The organism is Arthrobacter sp. Y3225116 (assembly GCF_059091245.1).
On the sequence record NZ_JBNHGL010000049.1, the window covers coordinates 1 to 17,794 of the forward strand.

Below are 17,794 nucleotides of genomic sequence, written 5' to 3' on the forward strand. Positions count from 1 at the left end.
CACGCGGGCTCCGGCACGGGCTCCGGCGTCGTCGTTGGCGCCGTCCTGGAGGATGGGCAGCCGCCGGCGGTTGAGGCACAACCGGCCGCCGAAAGGGTGCGCCGGCCGGCCGTTCCGGTGCCGCTCTACGGGCCCGGGGACCTGGTGCTGGTGATCGGCCAGGGCGATATAGCCCTGGAGGCCGCCAACTCCATGGCCGCCGCGGCGCCGGCGGTCAACGGTGCGCCCTCGGAGGCTGCCGACTGGATCTCGGGCGGCGGCAACATGGTGAAGATGGCTGGCGCGCACGCCGGCGATGTTCGGCGACCGGTGCAGGACCGCAACAGCGCGATCGGCGCCCGTGCCCGGGGCGTGGAGCGGGGACAGAGCGTCTTCGTGGCCTTTGGCCTGGGCCAGGCACTCACGCCGTCTGTGGAGCTGCTCGCGCTGCTGCCCGCACTGGGAGCCGACCAGGTCTGGCTGGCGGTGGACGCCGGGCGAAAGGCCGAGGACACCGACCGCTGGGTGCAGGCCGTGCAGCGGGTGGTGGTTCCCGACGGTTTGGCGGTTACCGGAACGAGGCACACCAGCTCGCCCAAGACCGTCAACACGTTGGGCGTGCCGGTGGGCTGGGTGGACGGCGTGCCGTCCGAGACCGCCTGGCTCTGACAGACGCGGCGGCGCGCGCGGGGCTGCCCGGGCGCCAAGTTCAGCTGCGATAGAGTTGACGCGTGCTGGTGCTGACGCGAAAACCCGGAGAGCGGATCCTGATCGGTGACGACATTGTCATCACCGTGCTGGACGCCCGCCGCGACGGCGTCCGCCTCGGCATCGAGGCACCGCGCGGCGTGAAGATCCAGCGCGATGAAGTGGTGCAGGCGGTCAGCGAGGCCAATGTGGCTGCCGCACAGAGCGGCCCGGAGGCCGAGGAACGCATCAAGGCGCTGCTGGGACTGAACCTCCCCGGCAGCAGCGGCTCCGGCAGCTAGTCCGCTTACTGGGGGACCCACCGGTGCCGGCAGCTAAACCAGGTCACGGCGGGGCCAAGGGCACCGGCCAGGCACCGGCGTCGTCGTGCTGTTGTGGGTCTTTTTGACCTAACCCGGCACGGCAGGATAACCTTGGTAGTCGTTGTGCGTGTCCAACCTCGATACGCTATGTCCGTGTGGCGGCCCAGTTGCAGGGCCAACCTGGTCCACGGAAATAGCCGAGACTTTCTGGGCCACTGGTTACATTTCAGTCCTCACCTGAAGTTCCGGTAGCGCATCACCAACTTTGCGCGTGTGTTCTGTGAAGAATGCGCCGCTACCTTAGAACACCAAACGAAGGCAAAAACCGTGCGTACGTACACTCCGAAGCCCGGCGATATCAACCGCCAGTGGCACGTCATTGACGCCACCGACGTCGTCCTGGGTCGTCTTGCCAGCCAGACCGCAACACTGCTGCGCGGAAAGCACAAGCCGACCTTTGCTCCTCACATGGACATGGGCGATTTCGTCATCATCATCAACGCTGAGAAGGTCGCCCTGACCGGCGCCAAGCTCGAACAGAAGCGTGCCTACCGCCACTCCGGTTTCCCGGGTGGCCTGTCCTCCGTCAACTACGCCGAACTGCTGGAGAAGAACCCGGTTCGTGCAGTTGAGAAGGCCATCAGGGGCATGCTGCCGAAGAACTCCCTGGCTGCCCAGCAGCTGTCCAAGCTGAAGGTCTACACGGGTGCCGAGCACCCGCACGCTGCCCAGCAGCCGAAGACCTTCGAAATCACCCAGGTCGCCCAGTAGCGCCGGCCACCACTAGAAACTTAATTCAAGGAGAATCGTGGCTGAAGAGCTGAACACCGCTGCTGAGGGCGAAACCCTCACCAGCTACACCTCGGAATCATCCGAGGTCACCGAGACCGCCAAGAAGGAACGCCCCGCCCTCACCGTAGGCGGAGGCGCAGTGGGTCGCCGCAAGCAGGCGATCGCCCGCGTACGCCTGGTTCCGGGTGCCGGCAACTGGACCATCAACGGCCGTGAGCTGGCGAACTACTTCCCGAACAAGCTGCACCAGCAGGAAGTGAACGATCCGTTCAAGATCCTGGATCTGGAAGGCGCTTACGACGTCATCGCGCGCATCCACGGCGGCGGCCCCTCCGGCCAAGCCGGTGCGCTGCGCCTGGGCGTTGCCCGTGCGCTGAACGAGATCGACCGCGAGAACAACCGCCCGACCCTGAAGAAGGCCGGTTTCCTCACCCGCGACGCACGTATCATCGAGCGCAAGAAGGCAGGCCTCAAGAAGGCCCGCAAGGCGCCGCAGTACTCGAAGCGCTAAACCGCTTCCGAAGCTCCTGCTTCCACGCGAGGCCCCGCAGCATGGCTGCGGGGCCTCGCGTGTGTTTAAGCGGCTGTAGCGGGTGTGGGGCGTGGAAGCCGATGCCTTGGTTCCAGGTATTCTCCCGTCTCTTCCGCCGCCCGCTTCCACCTGTGGAAGGCCGCCCGCGGCAGGGTCAGCCGCCAAATCACGGCCTGGCACGGGACCGCCGGCGGGAGGTGAACCGGCTCCTTGGTGCGCTGCCGTAAAATGGGTCGCGATGTCTAGATTATTTGGTACCGACGGAGTCCGCGGACTGGCCAACGGATTGATCACTGCCGAGCTGGCGCTCGAGGTCGCGCAGGCGGCCGCAGTGGTCCTTGGCCACCGGCAAGTTGAAGACGGCAAGCGCCCGACGGCGGTGATCGCCCGCGACCCGCGCGCCAGCGGCGAGTTCATCAGCGCCGCCGTGGAGGCCGGCCTCGCCAGTGCGGGCGTCGATGTCTACGACGCCGGGGTGCTGCCCACCCCTGCGGCCGCTTACCTGGTGGGGGACCTGGCGGCGGACTTTGGCGTGATGATTTCCGCCTCGCACAATCCGGCCCCGGATAACGGCATCAAGTTTTTCGCCCGCGGCGGGCACAAGCTGCCGGACGAGGTCGAGGATGCGATCGAGCAGGAGATGGCGCAGCCGCGCGTCCGGCCCACGGGCGCGGAGGTCGGACGTATCCAGCGTTTCGCAGACGCGGAAGACCGCTACATCCTGCACCTGCTGCAGACCCTGCCTTCCCGCCTGGAGGGCCTGAAAGTCGTTCTCGACTGCGCGCACGGCGCGGCAAGCGGCTGCTCCCCGGAGGTGTTCCGTGCCGCCGGTGCGGACATTGTGGTGATGGGTGCCGAGCCGGACGGGCTGAACATCAACGACGGCGTGGGGTCCACCCACCTGGAGAAGCTGCAGGCAGCCGTGGTAGAGCACGGCGCCGATCTGGGCATTGCCCACGACGGCGACGCCGACCGCTGCTTGGCCGTGGACGAGCGCGGCGACGTCGTGGACGGCGACCAGATCATGACCATCCTGGCATTGGCCCTGCGCGACGCCGGCCGGCTCAAGGACGATGTCCTGGTCGCCACGGTCATGAGCAACCTCGGCATGAAGCTGGCCCTGCAGGATGCCGGGATCCGCATCCAGGAAACCGCCGTGGGCGACCGGTACGTGCTGGAATGCATGCGCGCCCACGGATACTCGCTGGGCGGCGAACAGTCCGGGCACGTGATCTTCTCGGAGTACGCGACCACCGGCGACGGCGTCCTGACCGGGCTGCAGCTGGCCGCACAGGTGGCCAAGTCCGGCAAGCCCCTCTCGGAGCTGTCGCAGCGGATGGTCCGGCTTCCCCAGGTCCTGATCAACGTCAAGGACGTGGACAAGTCCGGGGTCGAAACCAACCAGCCCCTCCAGCAGGCCGTGGCGGCCGCGTCCGCCGCGCTGGGTGGGACCGGACGGGTGCTGCTGCGCCCCTCAGGCACCGAGCCGGTCGTGCGCGTGATGGTCGAGGCCGCTGACATGGAAACCGCCCAGGCTACCGCCGAGGAACTGGCCCGGACCGTAAAGGCGCACCTGTCGCTGGAGGCGGCAGCCGCCGAGTAGGGCGCCCGCGCGCGGAGTAGCTCTCAGCGCCAGGCCTTCACCAGCACCACCTCGTAGCTGTCCGCCGTCGGCGGGTTCCCGGTGTCGAACTTCGCGTTCACGACGGCGAGTCGGCGGCCGAACAGCGCGGCGGTGGTCGGGGTCTGGAAGGCGTCACTGGTGAGCACGGACCGGACCTCCCCGGAGTCAATCCGGCGGTCCAGCCTGATCACGCTGATCTGGTTGTCCATGTTTTGGACCGCCCAAAGCCAGCGGCCCTTCAGCACCAACCCGTCGACGTTGGAAACGCTGACGCCGGAGATTTCGGCGCTGGCGCCGGTTTCCGGGTTCACGGTGTACAGCGCAGCGTTGGCCGAGTGGGCCACAATCAGCTGTCGCCCGTGGTCGGCCGCCACTATGCCGTTCAGGTTGAACGCCGCGGGGGTTTCCGCGGCAGGGCCGCTCAGTTGCAGTGTCCGCGGGCTGCCCAGCTGCCCGCGGTGGCCGATCGGTACGAAGTACAGCTCCCCTTCGCGCGAGTTCGTAAACCAGGCGCCGCCCCGGCCAAGGGTTACGTCGTTGATGAAGGAGCTGGCGGGGTCGTTCAACTGGAACTCGGCCACAGGTTCCGCGGTCCGGGTGTTGTAAACATAGGCCTTGCCGGTAGGTCCGCCGGCCACGAAGAGCAGGTTCCGCCGCGTGTCGGCAGCCATGCCGACGGCGAACCGGCCGTCCGGTGCGTCGATGAACTTCTCGGCGGTGCCCCGCCGTACGTCGCCACGGAAGATGTCGCCCGCCAGCAGGTCGCCGGCGTAGAAGGTGCTGCCCCGGCCGGCGGCGATGCCCTCCGCGGACGTCGCGTCCGGCAGGTCGATGATTCGGTCCGTACACTCCGGTGACGAGCCGTGGGTACCGGAGACAACGTGGCCGGCGGAAGCCGGCAGCCCCGTCAGCATCAGGGCGACGGCGGTCAGCAGGGCGGCGGCACATCGTGCCGCCAAGGAGAGGGGGAGAATGGGTCGCATGGAGGATCACCTGATTCTTGAGGGGAGGTGTCGGGAGCTCCCTCCAGCAGGCCCCCGATGGTGATGCTCATAGCGTACGCCGGACGTGAGGAAACGTCAGGCCCTCCGGGAGGCGCTGCCAAAACGGCCCGCAGCGGCGGTAGCGGCCGGCTTCCGGACGTCGCCCTTACGCCTGGTTGCGTGCCTGCAGTGCGTCTCGGATCTCGGTGAGCAGCGCGACCTGAGGGTCGACGGCCTCTTCTTCCTTGTTGATTCCCAGGCGGCGGTTGCGCCGCTCGATCATGTGGTTCATCGGTGCCACGATGACGAAGTAGATCGCCGAGGCGATGAGCAGGAAGTTCACGATGGCGGTCAGCAGGACGCCGAACGCGACGTCGTTCCCGTTGAAGTTCCACAGCAGGAAACTGTCGAAATTTGGCGAGCCGACCAACCCGGCGATGAACGGCATCAGCACGCTGTTGACCAAGGCGTTGACCACGGTCCCGAAGGCTCCGCCGATGATCACGGCCACGGCAAGGTCAATGACGTTGCCCTTCATTATGAACTCTTTGAATCCGTTTATCATGTGGCCAATGTAGCGCCTTGGGGAGGGGACCTGAGGCCGCCGGAGCAGGGACAGGAGGCCGCCGCAGCATGGGGGCGCTGCGCCCGCTCACGAATAGCGGGCGGCTCCGGGCAACCCGAAGTACTCTTCGAGCGTCTCGATGCCCCGTTTGGCCATGTCCGCGGCCACTTTCTTGCCCACGTAGCGCAGGTGCCAGGGTTCCGGCGAATAACCGGTCATGGCCTCGGAGCCGGGCCGGTAGCGGATGATGAATCCGTAGCGGGCGGCGTTGGTGGCCGCCCAGCTGCCCGCTGCCGTGTCGGCGAAACACTGCTGCAGGTTGCAGACCCCGGTGGCGTCGCCGATGTCCAGGGACAGCCCGGTCTGGTGCTCCGAATAACCCGGGCGCGCCGAGATCATGTCCGCGGCCACCTCGCTGCCGTGTTGCCGGACCCAGTGGTTGTAGGTGCTCGCCTGCGTGGCGTAGGACCGGAAGCCGCTGACCATGATCATGAACGCGCCGTCGGCGGCGGCCGCGTTGAACATGTCCTCGGTGGCGGTCGCCACGGCGTCCCGCAGCAGCGCCGATTCCCCGCCCGTGCCCAGGGCCACCACCGGCTGGCGCAGGTCTCCGGGATGGTAGTTCAGGGGATCGAGCGGCCGGGCCTTGTTGACGACGACGGCGATGCTCGCCGGATCTGTGTGGTCCTCCCCGGCACCGGCCGCGGCGCCGTCCTTTTTTCCGCCGCCGCCCGCGCCGTCCTTCTTCCCGCCGGCCGAGGCCTCGCCCTTGCTTCCGCCGTCCTTCTGGCCGCCGTCCTTCTTCCCGTCGCCGGTGGCGTCGCCGTCGTTCTTCGGAGCCTTCGGGCTCTGTTCAGGGACCGGAAGGGACGTGGTGCCCTTGGCCGGGGTCGGCGCAGTCGGTGCGGCCGTCGTCGTCCCGGCAGACGCGGCGGGAGGCGGAGCGGGTTCCCCCGCCGGGGCGCAACCGGTGAGCAGGGCCAGCGCGGCGGCTAGGCCGGCTGCGAGCACCGGAGCCCTCAGAACGGCCATGTCAGGTTTTCCGCAGCAGCATTCTGCGGATCGAGTGGTCCGCATCCTTGGTGAGCACCAGCTGTGCCCGCCCGCGTGTCGGCAGCACGTTCTCCCTCAGGTTCGGTTCATTAATCCGGCGCCAGATACCCAGTGCCGTCTCGGTGGCCTCCTCGTCCGTGAGCGAGGCGTAGCGGTGGAAATAGGATTCCGGATCCGTGAAGGACGTCCGCCGCAGTTTGTGGAAACGGTTGACGTACCACTGCTCAATATAGGACGTCTTGGCATCCACATAAATGGAGAAGTCGAAGAAATCGCTCAGCGCCAGCCCGGTGCGTCCGTCCGCCCGCGGGCGCGCCGGAGCCAGGACGTTCAGTCCCTCCACGATCAACACATCCGGACGCTGGACCACCACTTCCTTGTCCGGCACGATGTCGTAGGTCAGGTGCGAATACCACGGCGCACGCACTTCCTCGGCTCCGGACTTCACCTCGGACACGAACCGCAGCAGCGCCCGCTGGTCGTAGGACTCGGGGAAGCCCTTGCGCTCCATCAGCCCGCGCCGCGCCAGTTCGGCGTTGGGGTAGAGGAAACCGTCGGTGGTGATCAGCTCCACGTTCGGGGTGTCCGGCCAGCGGCGCAGCATCTCGCGCAGCACGCGGGCGGTGGTGGATTTCCCGACGGCGACCGAACCGGCCACGCCGATCACGAACGGTGTGCGGCGGCTGGTTTCGCCCAGGAAGGTAGTGGTGGCCTTGTGCAGCTCGCCGGCCGCGCCCACATACAGGTTGAGCAGCCGGGAGAGCGGCAGGTAGACCTCGCGGACTTCGTCCAGGTTCAGGGCATCGCCCAGGCCCCGGAGCCGCTCGATATCGTCCTGGTCCAGGGGCTGTTCAATCTCGTTGGACAGCCGGGACCAGGTCTGCCGGTCCAGCTCCACGAATGGTGTGAAGTTACTCTCACCGTTGGACGCCGTCGTCTTCGGTGTCGCATCAGTCACCTATGAATTGTGCCTGCTGCGGGATTCAAATCCCAAAAGGCGCCCCGCTGCGGCGCGCCGGATCGTCCCGTCCTACCGCCGCAGCCGCCGCCGGGAGGGCGTGCGGAACCCGCTGTCGGTGACGGTCCCGCGGGCAGGTACCCTTAATTCCATGTGTGGAATCGTAGGTTATGTTGGCCGCCGCGACGGCGGGGCCGGAGTCAGCGCTGCTGATCACAGCGCCCTGGACGTCGTTCTCGAGGGTCTTCGCCGCCTGGAATACCGCGGTTACGATTCCGCGGGAGTGGCAGTCATCTCCAGCTCCGGGATCGAGGCGCGGAAGAAGTCGGGCAAGCTGAGCAATCTGCTGGACGAGCTCAAGGCCGCCCCGCTGCCCGAGTCGCTGACCGGCATCGGCCACACCCGCTGGGCCACGCACGGCGGCCCCACCGACGAAAATGCGCACCCGCACCTGGCCGACGACGACAAGCTCGCCGTGATCCATAACGGCATCATCGAGAACTTCGCCGAGATCCGTGCCTCCATGCTGGCCAAGGGCCACACGTTCCGTTCGGAAACGGACACCGAGGTGGCCGCGGTGCTGCTCGGGGACCTCTACCGGTCCCTGGTCGCGGAGGATCCCGCCACTGCGACCCTGGCCAAGGCCATGCAGCTCGCCTGCCAGCGGCTGGAGGGCGCCTTCACCCTGCTGGCCATCCACCAGGACCAGCCCCACGTCGTCGTCGCCGCGCGCCGTAACTCGCCGCTCGTCGTCGGGCTGGGCGAGGGCGAGAACTTCCTGGGCTCCGACGTCTCCGGCTTCATCGACTTCACCCGCCGCGCCGTGGAGCTGGAGCAGGACCAGATCGTCACCATCACCCCCGACTCCTTCGAGATCACCGACTTCTTCGGCAACGCCGCCCAGGGCACCGAATTCGAGGTCAACTGGGATGCCGCCGCCGCGGAGAAGGGCGGCTACCCGTCCTTCATGGAGAAGGAAATCAACGACCAGCCCGAGGCGGTCGGCCAGACCCTGCTCGGCCGCTCGGACCTGCACGGCAGGCTGACCCTGGACGAGCTGCGGATCGACCCGGAGCTGCTCAAGACCGCCAACAAGATCATCGTGCTGGCCTGTGGCACATCGGCCTACGCCGGCCAGGTGGCGAAGTACGCGATCGAGCACTGGTGCCGCATTCCCGTGGAGGTCGAACTCTCGCACGAGTTCCGGTACCGCGACCCGATCGTGGACGCCAACACCCTGATTGTGGCCATCTCCCAGTCCGGCGAGACCATGGACACGCTGATGGCCGTCCGGTACGCCAAGGAGCAGGGAGCCAAGGTCCTCGCCATCTGCAACACCAACGGTTCGACCATCCCGCGCGAGGCCGACGCCGTGCTCTACACCCACGCCGGCCCCGAGATCGCCGTCGCCTCGACCAAGGCCTTTTTGGCGCAGATCACCGCCGCCTACCTGCTGGGCCTCTACCTGGCGCAGCTGCGTGGGAACAAGTTCCAGGGCGAGATCAAGGACATCCTGGCCGACCTGGGCAAGATCCCGGCGAAAATTCAGAGCGTGCTGGACAACGCCAAGGACATCAAGGACCTGGCCGTGCTCATGGCCGAGAGCAAGTCGGTCCTGTTCCTGGGCCGGCATGTCGGCTTCCCTGTTGCCATGGAGGGCGCGCTGAAGCTTAAGGAGCTGGCCTACATCCACGCCGAAGGCTTCGCCGCCGGCGAGCTCAAGCACGGGCCGATCGCCCTGATCGAGGAAGGCCAGCCGGTCTTCGTGGTGGTACCTTCCCCGCGCGGCCGCAACTCGCTGCACGCCAAGGTCGTCTCGAACATCCAGGAAATCCGCGCCCGCGGCGCCAAGACCATTGTCATCGCCGAGGAGGGCGACGTCTCCGTCAAGGACTTCGCCGAGTTCGTCTTCTACGTTCCCGAGACGCCGACGCTGCTGGCTCCGCTGCTCACCACGGTCCCGCTGCAGATCTTCGCCTTGGCACTGGCGACGGCCAAGGGCTACGACGTGGACCAGCCGCGCAACCTGGCCAAGAGCGTCACCGTCGAGTAGCAGGCAGATGGCAGGCATGTCCACCCGCTTACTCTTCGCGGCGCCCCGATCTCCGTACAACAGGATCGGGGCCTGCTCCGTCCCCAGGCGCCCCGTCCGCGCCCGCCACGCGGCGGTTCGGCGGCGCGTCCGGCTGCTGTCCGTGCCGCCCGTGCGGTGCACCCTGATATCCACCGGGGAGCCGGTCCTGGCTCCGCGGTGTGCCCGCTCGCCGTGGTCGGTTCGGGCGGGTGCCGAAGAATGATCGTGGGCATCGGCGTGGACGTGGTGGAAGTTTCCAGGTTCCGCCGGCAGTTGCAGCGCACCCCGGCCCTGCTCGAGCGACTGTTCACGCCGGCGGAACGGGAGCTCAACACCCGGTCGCTGGCCGCCCGATTCGCCGCCAAGGAAGCGATCGCCAAGGCACTGGGGGCTCCGGCCGGCATGAACTGGCAGGACTGCACCATCTGCGTGGACTCCGGGGGAGACCCCTACCCGGAATTCACCGGCACCGTTGCCGCGGCATCGGCGGCCCGGGGCGTGAAGTTCTGGCACCTGTCCATGAGCCACGACGGCGATCTGGCAACGGCCATGGCGGTCGCCGAGAAGTAGCGGCCGGCAGCCGGGCGCGTTTCGAGGCCGGGCTAAGGTTTTACCCGGTAGTGCAGGTACACGACGCCGTTGCCGAAGCGGCGCTCGTCCAGCAGTTCGAGCCCCATTCTCAGGTCCTCGGCCAGAAAGCGCTTCCCGCCGCCCACCACGACCGGCGAGACGAAGAACAGGCATTCATCGACCAGTCCCGCCGCGAAGGCGTGGCCGGCCAGGTCGGGCCCGCTGATGCTCAGGTCCGCCGATGCCGAGGCCTTCATGCGCCGGACCGCCTCAGGCTCGAATTCCCGCTCGATCCGGGTGCGGGCGCTTGAAACCGCCTGCAGGGTCCGGGAGTAGACCACCTTGTCCTTCCGCAGCCACGACTCCGCGAAGTCCCGCTCGACCGGGGGAACCTCCGGGCCGGCGGGCACGGTTTCCCAGACGGCCATCACCTCGTACATGCGCCGGCCGAAGAGATAGGTGCCCACCCGTCCTTCCAGATCGTTGACAAAGGAGTGCACCTCCTCGTCGGGGACGCTCCAGTCGAAGTTGCCGTCCCGGTCGGCAATGTAGCCGTCCAGCGACATGATTGCGGAATACAGCAGCTGTGCCACGAGGACTCCTGGGCTGTTGGGCAGGGCGGGGGAGCGTCCGCCCATTGTTCCCGACCTTGCGCATCGGCGGAAGGCCGGGCGGTCGTTCCGGCTCGCCCGCCTTCGCCGACGTGACGCGGGGATCGCTGCGGCTGTTGCTCTCCGGGCCGGCAAGTTCGGGGGCGCGCGCGACCCCGGCGGACTATGCGGCCGCCGGGCGGAACCGCATCCACCTGGTCGTCCTGGACCTGGACGCGGAGATCGACCGGCTGCGCCGGGCGGGACTGTCGTTTCGCAGCGACGTGGTTGCCGGTCCCGGCGGACGTCAGATACTGCTCGCCGACCCGGCAGGAAATCTGGTGGAACTGTTCCAGCCCGCACGGCAGTCGGCAGGGTAACGGGGCCCATCTTCAGCCGCCGCCCAGGCCTTTGACGTACGCGTACGCCTCGTCGACGACGCTCAGCCACTGTTGCCCGGCCGCCGACCCGTCGTCGGCCACCGCCGGGAAAGCCACCCATTCCCTCATCGTCCGCTGTCCCATGGTGACCGGTTCCGCCGCTCCGGAAGCAACATACTCTTCCGCGCGCCGCCGCGGAACCTTCACGATCAGCCGGTCGCCGTGGCCGAGGAACGCGAAGACCTTTCCAGCCACCCTCAGCCCGCGACTGCGGAACATGGTGCCGCGTTCGACCAGCGGGTCATCCGCAAACCGGCCGGCGAGAGTTTCCAGCAGGACGAGGCCCTGGTCGTCGTCGGAGGGGGAGGCAGGCGTCATGGTTTCGTCCCGCATCAGGCTCGTATGAAGATGGCGGATGCTGCCGCGGATTCGACCATGAGGTCGCTCATGCCGACCACCACGTACCAGTACGTGCGTCCCCGGGCGGCGCCCGTGTCCACGAACCGTTCGGGATTGCCGCGCCGGCGGTGCACGCGCCGGAGGGCTCCCGCCTGCGAGGGAATGAACGCCGCCGCGGCGCCGTCGGACTCCCAGCGGTAGATGGCATAGTGCCTCGGCAGCGTCCCGCTCGTCGCCCCCCGCCAGATGAGCTCGACGCCGGATCCGTTCCACCGGGCGCTGGCGATCAGCGGCGCGTAGGGCCGCTGGGCGCCCAGATGGGACATCACTGGGGTCATCGCCACGCGCCGGTAAAACTTGTCCTGGACAAGGCCGATGCTGCCCAGCCGATTGGCCCGGACGGACTTGGCGGAGAAGTACACCTGGCCGCGCACCGCCGGCGTCGCCCGGCATTTCGCCGTGTGGTTGTAGAGCTCGCGGGGGTCCTGCCAGTCGGCACCCTGGGCGGGGTCGCCCACCTTGTAGGCCGCCTCGCCGATGTAGAGCTTGCAGACGGTGCCGACCACCTGAGCCGCCCACCAGTTGACCAGCGTGTTGTAATCGGCCGCCGGGTTCCCCTGGTGCCAGTACAGCTGCGGGACCACGTAGTCCAGCCAGCCTTGCTTGACCCAGAGCCGGGAGTCGGCGTACGTGGCGTCGTAGCTCTGCAGGCCGGAGGTAGCGGAGCCCAGGCTGTCGGTCGATCGGTTGCGCCAGATGCCGAAGGGGCTGATGCCGAACAGCATCCGCGGCTTGGCCGCGAAGATCGCGGCGCTGAGGTCGCGGACGAAAGCATTGACGCTGCGCCGCCGGAAGTTCGCCACGCTCTCGCCGGCCAGCCGGTAGGCATTGTAGGCAGCGGAGTCCGGGATGCTTTGCCCCGCGACCGGATAGGGATAGAAATAGTCGTCGAGGTGGATGCCGTCCACGTCGTACTTGGCCACGACTTCGGTGATCACCTTGATGATGTAGCTGCGGACGGCGGGGATGCCGGGGTTGTAATAGCGCCGGCCGCCGTAGGCGAAGCTCCAGCCCGGGTTTTTCCGCGCCGGATGCCAGGAGATCAGGTCCGCCGGGTCCGCCGTCATGGACACGCGGAACGGGTTGAACCACGCGTGCAGGTGCAGGTTGCGGGCGTGCGCCTGGCCGATCGCGTAGGCCAGCGGATCGTAGCCGGGATTCCGTCCCTGGGTGCCGGTCAGGTAGCGGGACCACGGCTCTCCCGCCGTCGACGGCCAAAAGACGTCCGCCGCCGGCCGCACCTGCAGCAGCACGGCGTTCAGGTTTCGGCTGCGGGCGAGGTCCAGCCAGCTGCGCAGTTCGGCCTGCTGAACGGTTGCCGCCAGGCCGGGGCGCGACGGCCAATCGATGTTCAGCACGGTGGAGAGCCAGAAGCCCCGGAACTCGTGCTTGGGCGCGTCCGTGACCCGCGCCCTTTCACGGGCGGTGATGCGGTAGACCCGGTTGATGACCGCCGCCGCGAGGCTGAGTTCGAGCGGACCGCCGGGGGCTGTTGCCGCCCGGGAGAGGCTGCCGCCCAGCAGGCCTGCCGCGCCGAGCACGGTGAGGGCGGTCGCCGTCGTGAATTGGCGCCGGGAGACAGCGCCTGGGGAACCGGAACCGCTGCCAGTCATGGCCAGCCCTGCCTCACGCGAACCTGATGGTAGCTCAACAATACGCCCGCATCCATCCCGCCGACAGTGGTCGAAACCGTGACGCCGACAGTGGCGGAGACCGTGACGCGGGCCGGCGGGGTGCCCGTGGCTTGGCCGTCCCTCCCGGGTCTGCCGACGCCTGTGTGTCCAACGCAACGAGCGCCGGACCGAGGGCCGCAAACGCCTGCCGCGCCGCCTCGGGTTGCCCGCCGGGCGGACAACCGGGGATATCCATTGTCAGGACCATGGGGTATGAAGGGAACAGGGACCACAACCGATCATCAGGAGTTTGCACATGGAAGTTTGGCCGGGAGACGCCTATCCGCTGGGGGCCACGTATGACGGCAACGGCACCAATTTCGCCGTGTTCAGCGAGGCAGCGGAGGCCGTTTTCCTGTGCCTGTTCGACGACGACGGGGCCGAGACGCGGATCGAGCTCAAGGACGTCGACGGCTACGTCTGGCACTGCTACCTTCCGCAAGTCCAGCCGGGACAGAAGTACGGCTTCCGGGTGGACGGGCCGTACGACCCGGGCCAGGGGCAGCGCTGCAACGTGAACAAGCTGCTGCTGGACCCCTACGCGAAGGCCGTCAGCGGCCAGATCGACTGGGCCCAGCCGCTGTTCGGCTACAACTTCGGGGACGAGGACTCCCGCAACGACGAGGACTCGGCCGGGCACATGATGCTCGGCGTCGTCGTGAATCCGTTCTTTGATTGGGACGGCGACCGCAAGCCGCGCACCCCCTACCACCGCTCGGTGATCTACGAGGCGCACGTGAAGGGCCTGACCCAGCTGCACCCGGAGATCCCGGAAGAGCAGCGCGGTACCTACGCGGGCATCGCGCACCCGGCGGTCATCGGGCACCTGCAGAAGCTGGGCGTCACCGCCATCGAGCTGATGCCGGTCCACCAGTTCGTCAACGACAGCACGCTTCAGGAGAAGGGGCTGTCCAACTACTGGGGCTACAACACCATCGGCTTCTTCGCGCCGCAGAACACGTATTGTTCCTCCGGCGATACCGGGCAGCAGGTGCAGGAGTTCAAGGCGATGGTCCGGGAACTGCATCTGGCCGGCATCGAGGTGATCCTCGACGTCGTGTACAACCACACGGCCGAGGGCAACCACCTGGGCCCCACGCTGTCGTTCCGCGGACTCGACAACGCGGCCTACTACCGGCTGGTCGAGGACCAGCAGCAGTACTACATGGACTACACCGGCACGGGAAATTCGCTGAACGTGCGCCACCCCCATTCGCTGCAGCTGCTGATGGATTCGCTGCGCTATTGGGCGTCGGAGATGCACGTGGACGGCTTCCGCTTCGATCTGGCCTCCACCCTGGCCCGCGAGTTCTACGACGTGGACCGGCTGTCGACCTTCTTCGAAATGGTGCAGCAGGATCCGATCGTGTCCCAGACCAAGCTCATCGCCGAACCGTGGGACATCGGCCCGGGCGGCTACCAGGTGGGCAACTTCCCGCCGCTGTGGACCGAGTGGAACGGCCTGTACCGGGACACGGTCCGCGATTTCTGGCGGGGCGAGCCCTCCACGCTCGGCGAATTCGCGTCCCGCATCACCGGCTCCTCGGACCTGTACGAGGCCACTGGGCGGCGCCCGGTCGCCTCCATCAACTTCGTTACCGCCCATGACGGGTTCACGCTGCGGGACCTGGTGTCCTACAACGAGAAACACAATGAGGCCAACGGCGAAGACAACAACGACGGCGAATCGCACAACCGCTCGTGGAACTGCGGGGTAGAGGGGCCGTCGGACGACCCGGCGGTCCTCACCCTGCGCGCCCGCCAGCAGCGGAACTTCCTGGCCACCCTGCTGCTGAGCCAGGGCGTGCCGATGATCGCGCACGGGGATGAGCTGGGACGCACCCAGCAGGGCAACAACAACGTGTACTGCCATGATTCGGAATTGTCCTGGGTGGACTGGAACAACGTGGACCAGCCGCTGCTCGAGTTCGTGGCCACCGTCAACCGGTTAAGGGCCGAACACCCGACCTTCCGGCGGCGGTTGTTCTTCGACGGGAAGCCGGTCCGCCGGGGCCAGGGCGAGCCGTTGAGCGACGTCGTCTGGCTCACCACGGAGGGAACGCCGATGGAGCCGGAGGACTGGGACGAGGCCCTCGGCCGCTGCATCGGCGTCTTCCTCAACGGCCAGGGCATCCGCGGGCGCGACGACCGCGGGCAGCGGATCACCGACGAGCACTTCCTGATCTACTTCAACGCCGCCGACAACGAGGTGCCGTTCGTGCTGCCGCCGCGGGAGTACTCGGCGGCCTGGGACATCATCATCGACACGGCCGGCGGCGACCAGCTGCCCGGCCCGCTGCAGGCCGGGACGAAGGTGCCGGTCGACGCCAAGTCCACGGTGGTCCTCAAGGCCCACACGGCGCCGGAGGAAGAGCCCGACCACTCGGTCGCCGCCTCCGTTGCGGCGATGGCCGAGGCGGAGCGGACGGCCGGTGCCGAGCCGGCCGCGGCCGGGCCGGACGGTGAACCCGGGCAGCAGGGCGCCTGGAGCGAGACGGGGCAGGCGAAGGGATGAGGGCCCCGGCGTCGACCTACCGGCTGCAGATCAGGGAATCGTTCACGCTTTATGACGCCGCCGAACTGCTGCCCTACCTGCACCGGCTCGGCGTCGACTGGGTGTACCTGTCGCCCCTGCTGACCGCGGAGCCGGGGTCCGATCACGGCTACGACGTGGTCGACTTCAGCACGGTGGACCCGGCCCGGGGCGGGATCGACGGGCTGCGGACGCTCTCCGCCGCCGCCCGGAAGAACGGGATGGGCGTCCTGGTGGACATTGTGCCGAACCACATGGGCGTGGCCACGCCGGCCAACAACCGGTGGTGGTGGTCGTTGCTGTCGGAGGGCCGCGGCTCCCGCTACGCCGAGGCGTTCGACATCGATTGGGACGCCGGTGGCGGCAAGCTCCGGCTGCCCGTGCTGGGCGACGGCGACGCGGAACTCGAGGCGTTGGAGCTGGCCGACGGCGAGCTGCGTTACTACGACCACCGCTTCCCCCTGGCCGAGGGGACCGGCGACGACGGCGCTACCGCCCGCGAAGTCCATGAGCGCCAGCACTACCAGCTGGTGAACTGGCGGCGGGCCGATGCCGAACTCAATTACCGCCGGTTCTTCGGCGTCAACTCCCTGGCCGGGGTCCGGGTGGAGGTGCCCTGGGTCTTCGACGAATCCCATGCGGAGATCAAGCGCTGGTTCGACGAGGGCCTGGTCGACGGGCTGCGCGTGGACCATCCCGACGGGCTGGCAGACCCGAAGGGCTATCTGCAGCGGCTGCACGAACTGACCGGCGGCGCCTACGTCCTGGTCGAGAAGATCCTGGAGCCGGGGGAGGAGCTGCCGGCAGACTGGGCCTGCGCGGGCACCACCGGGTATGACGCGCTGGCCGATGTGGACCGGCTGCTGGTCGATCCCGACGGGCGGGAACGCCTCACCGACGCGGCCCCCGTCGAGCCGTACCAGCACATGATCCACGGCACCAAGCGGGGGATCGCCGACGGCATCCTGCGCTCCGAGGTGCTGCGCCTGGCCCGGCTGGTTCCGGCCGGCGCCGGTCTGGAGTTCGAGACCGCGGCCGATGCGATCGCCGAGCTGCTCAGCTGCTTCCCGGTGTACCGGAGTTACCTCCCGGTCGGCACGCATTACCTCGAGGAAGCCGGGATCGCCGCCCAGGTGCGCCGTCCCGACCTGGCCGAAGCCGTTACCGCCCTGCTGCCGCTGTTGAATCCGCAGGGTGTGCTCACCGAGCTCGCGGTGCGGTTCCAGCAGACCTCCGGCATGGTGATGGCCAAGGGTGTGGAAGACACCGCGTTCTACCGCTACACGCGCCTGACCTCCCTGAACGAGGTGGGGGCGGACCCGTCGATCTTTGCTGTGGAGCCGTTCGAGCTCCACACCCGGTTGATCCGCCGGCAGCAGGAACTGCCGCTCGCCATGACTGCGCTGTCCACCCACGACACGAAGCGCAGCGAGGACACCCGGGCCCGTATCTCGGTGCTCGCGGAACTGGCGGACCAGTGGCCGGATTGGCTGGCGGAGCTCGACCGGCTGGCACCCTTCGGGGATCTGCCGTTCGCGGACCTGCTCTGGCAGGCGGCGCTGGGTGCGTGGCCGTTCAGCCGGGCCCGGGCCCACGCCTACGCGGAGAAGGCCGCCCGGGAAGCGGGCAACAGCACCTCGTGGATCGACCCGGACCATGACTTCGAAAAACAACTCCACGCCGCCGTGGACGCGGCCTTCGACAACCCTGAGGTGAACCGGCTGCTGGTCAGCCTGGCCGAGAAGATCAAGCCCTTCGGCTGGAGCAATTCCCTCTCGGCCAAGCTCATCCAGCTGACCATGCCCGGAGTGCCCGACGTCTACCAGGGCACCGAGTTCTGGGACCATTCGCTGGTGGACCCGGACAACCGCCGGCCGGTGGATTTCACCGCCCGGCGCCAGGCGCTGGACAACCTGGACCGGGATCGGTTTTGTCCCGGCGGCCTCGGCCGGGGCACTGCAGCTGGGCATGGAGAAGGGGATCTTCGAAAAGCACGGATTCAAGTTGGAATTAACGCAG

16 protein-coding genes and 1 pseudogene are annotated in these 17,794 nt (G+C 67.9%); 10 read left to right on the forward strand and 7 right to left on the reverse strand.

Annotation, left to right across the window (positions count from 1 at the left end):
- From AC5RV2_RS07150 to glmM, 5 genes and pseudogenes are all read left to right on the forward strand, one after another.
- Positions 1–648, forward strand: a pseudogene (locus AC5RV2_RS07150) (hypothetical protein); the annotation flags it as partial.
- 62 nt (positions 649–710) lie between these two features.
- Complete coding sequence (locus tag AC5RV2_RS07155; RefSeq protein ID WP_494091789.1) at positions 711–968, forward strand: carbon storage regulator; 258 nt, start codon at positions 711–713, stop codon at positions 966–968.
- A 348-nt stretch (positions 969–1,316) separates the two neighbouring features.
- Entirely contained in the window at positions 1,317–1,760 is a 444-nt protein-coding gene (rplM, locus tag AC5RV2_RS07160) for a 50S ribosomal protein L13 (protein WP_493979145.1), read from the forward strand.
- 37 nt (positions 1,761–1,797) lie between these two features.
- Entirely contained in the window at positions 1,798–2,292 is a 495-nt protein-coding gene (rpsI, locus tag AC5RV2_RS07165) for a 30S ribosomal protein S9 (RefSeq protein WP_493979144.1), read from the forward strand.
- A 259-nt stretch (positions 2,293–2,551) separates the two neighbouring features.
- Positions 2,552–3,916 (forward strand): phosphoglucosamine mutase, encoded by a 1,365-nt coding sequence (glmM, locus tag AC5RV2_RS07170; protein ID WP_494075624.1) that lies wholly within the window; start codon positions 2,552–2,554, stop codon positions 3,914–3,916.
- 23 nt (positions 3,917–3,939) lie between these two features.
- Here the strand turns inward: glmM and AC5RV2_RS07175 are convergent, their stop codons facing one another.
- From AC5RV2_RS07175 to coaA, 4 genes are all read right to left on the reverse strand, one after another.
- A complete protein-coding gene (locus AC5RV2_RS07175) occupies positions 3,940–4,920 on the reverse strand; it encodes an SMP-30/gluconolactonase/LRE family protein (RefSeq protein WP_494091790.1) in 981 nt (326 codons plus the stop codon).
- Between the two features lie 166 nt (positions 4,921–5,086).
- The gene (gene mscL, locus AC5RV2_RS07180; protein ID WP_494091791.1) at positions 5,087–5,485 is read right to left on the reverse strand and encodes a large conductance mechanosensitive channel protein MscL; all 399 of its coding nucleotides are present in this window, start codon (positions 5,483–5,485) and stop codon (positions 5,087–5,089) included.
- Positions 5,486–5,572: 87 nt separating this feature from the next.
- A complete protein-coding gene (locus tag AC5RV2_RS07185; protein ID WP_494091792.1) occupies positions 5,573–6,517 on the reverse strand; it encodes a M15 family metallopeptidase in 945 nt (314 codons plus the stop codon).
- A gap of 1 nt (position 6,518) precedes the next feature.
- Positions 6,519–7,496 (reverse strand): type I pantothenate kinase, encoded by a 978-nt coding sequence (gene coaA / locus AC5RV2_RS07190; RefSeq protein WP_494091793.1) that lies wholly within the window; start codon positions 7,494–7,496, stop codon positions 6,519–6,521.
- 151 nt (positions 7,497–7,647) lie between these two features.
- Here coaA and glmS point away from each other — a divergent pair, with 151 nt between their 5' ends.
- Positions 7,648–9,549, forward strand: coding sequence for a glutamine--fructose-6-phosphate transaminase (isomerizing) (glmS, locus tag AC5RV2_RS07195; protein WP_494091794.1), 1,902 nt, complete (start codon positions 7,648–7,650; stop codon positions 9,547–9,549).
- A gap of 240 nt (positions 9,550–9,789) precedes the next feature.
- Complete coding sequence (locus AC5RV2_RS07200) at positions 9,790–10,140, forward strand: holo-ACP synthase (protein ID WP_494091795.1); 351 nt, start codon at positions 9,790–9,792, stop codon at positions 10,138–10,140.
- 32 nt (positions 10,141–10,172) lie between these two features.
- Here the strand turns inward: AC5RV2_RS07200 and AC5RV2_RS07205 are convergent, their stop codons facing one another.
- Positions 10,173–10,733 (reverse strand): dihydrofolate reductase family protein, encoded by a 561-nt coding sequence (locus AC5RV2_RS07205; protein ID WP_494091796.1) that lies wholly within the window; start codon positions 10,731–10,733, stop codon positions 10,173–10,175.
- A 110-nt stretch (positions 10,734–10,843) separates the two neighbouring features.
- On the opposite strand from AC5RV2_RS07205, the gene AC5RV2_RS07210 reads away from it, so the two are divergent.
- Positions 10,844–11,110: a VOC family protein gene (locus AC5RV2_RS07210; protein WP_494091797.1), complete on the forward strand. Its 267-nt coding sequence runs from the start codon at positions 10,844–10,846 to the stop codon at positions 11,108–11,110.
- Positions 11,111–11,122: 12 nt separating this feature from the next.
- On the opposite strand, the gene AC5RV2_RS07215 is transcribed toward AC5RV2_RS07210, so the two are convergent.
- Together AC5RV2_RS07215 and AC5RV2_RS07220 are read right to left on the reverse strand one after the other, a co-directional pair.
- Positions 11,123–11,503: a TfoX/Sxy family protein gene (locus AC5RV2_RS07215; protein WP_494091798.1), complete on the reverse strand. Its 381-nt coding sequence runs from the start codon at positions 11,501–11,503 to the stop codon at positions 11,123–11,125.
- On the reverse strand, positions 11,503–13,182 hold the full coding sequence (locus AC5RV2_RS07220) for a glycoside hydrolase family 10-like protein (protein WP_494091799.1): 1,680 nt from the start codon (positions 13,180–13,182) through the stop codon (positions 11,503–11,505). The genes AC5RV2_RS07215 and AC5RV2_RS07220 overlap by 1 nt, the downstream gene beginning before the upstream one ends.
- Before the next feature lie 316 nt (positions 13,183–13,498).
- Between AC5RV2_RS07220 and glgX the strand changes: the two genes are divergently transcribed.
- Both glgX and treY read left to right on the forward strand, forming a co-directional pair.
- Entirely contained in the window at positions 13,499–15,757 is a 2,259-nt protein-coding gene (gene glgX / locus AC5RV2_RS07225) for a glycogen debranching protein GlgX (protein WP_494091800.1), read from the forward strand.
- A partial coding sequence (gene treY, locus AC5RV2_RS07230; RefSeq protein ID WP_494091801.1) for a malto-oligosyltrehalose synthase occupies positions 15,754–17,794 on the forward strand: 2,041 nt, incomplete at its 3' end. The genes glgX and treY, both read left to right, overlap by 4 nt.

Excerpts from the sequence above, each read along its gene's own strand:
- glmM (WP_494075624.1), top strand. The coding sequence starts at position 2,552 with ATGTCTAGATTATTTGGTACCGACGGAGTCCGCGGACTGGCCAACGGA.
- AC5RV2_RS07175 (WP_494091790.1), bottom strand. The coding sequence starts at position 4,920 with ATGCGACCCATTCTCCCCCTCTCCTTGGCGGCACGATGTGCCGCCGCC.
- mscL (WP_494091791.1), bottom strand. The coding sequence starts at position 5,485 with ATGATAAACGGATTCAAAGAGTTCATAATGAAGGGCAACGTCATTGAC.
- AC5RV2_RS07185 (WP_494091792.1), bottom strand. The coding sequence starts at position 6,517 with ATGGCCGTTCTGAGGGCTCCGGTGCTCGCAGCCGGCCTAGCCGCCGCG.
- glmS (WP_494091794.1), top strand. The coding sequence starts at position 7,648 with ATGTGTGGAATCGTAGGTTATGTTGGCCGCCGCGACGGCGGGGCCGGA.
- AC5RV2_RS07200 (WP_494091795.1), top strand. The coding sequence starts at position 9,790 with ATGATCGTGGGCATCGGCGTGGACGTGGTGGAAGTTTCCAGGTTCCGC.
- AC5RV2_RS07215 (WP_494091798.1), bottom strand. The coding sequence starts at position 11,503 with ATGCGGGACGAAACCATGACGCCTGCCTCCCCCTCCGACGACGACCAG.
- AC5RV2_RS07220 (WP_494091799.1), bottom strand. The coding sequence starts at position 13,182 with ATGACTGGCAGCGGTTCCGGTTCCCCAGGCGCTGTCTCCCGGCGCCAA.
- glgX (WP_494091800.1), top strand. The coding sequence starts at position 13,499 with ATGGAAGTTTGGCCGGGAGACGCCTATCCGCTGGGGGCCACGTATGAC.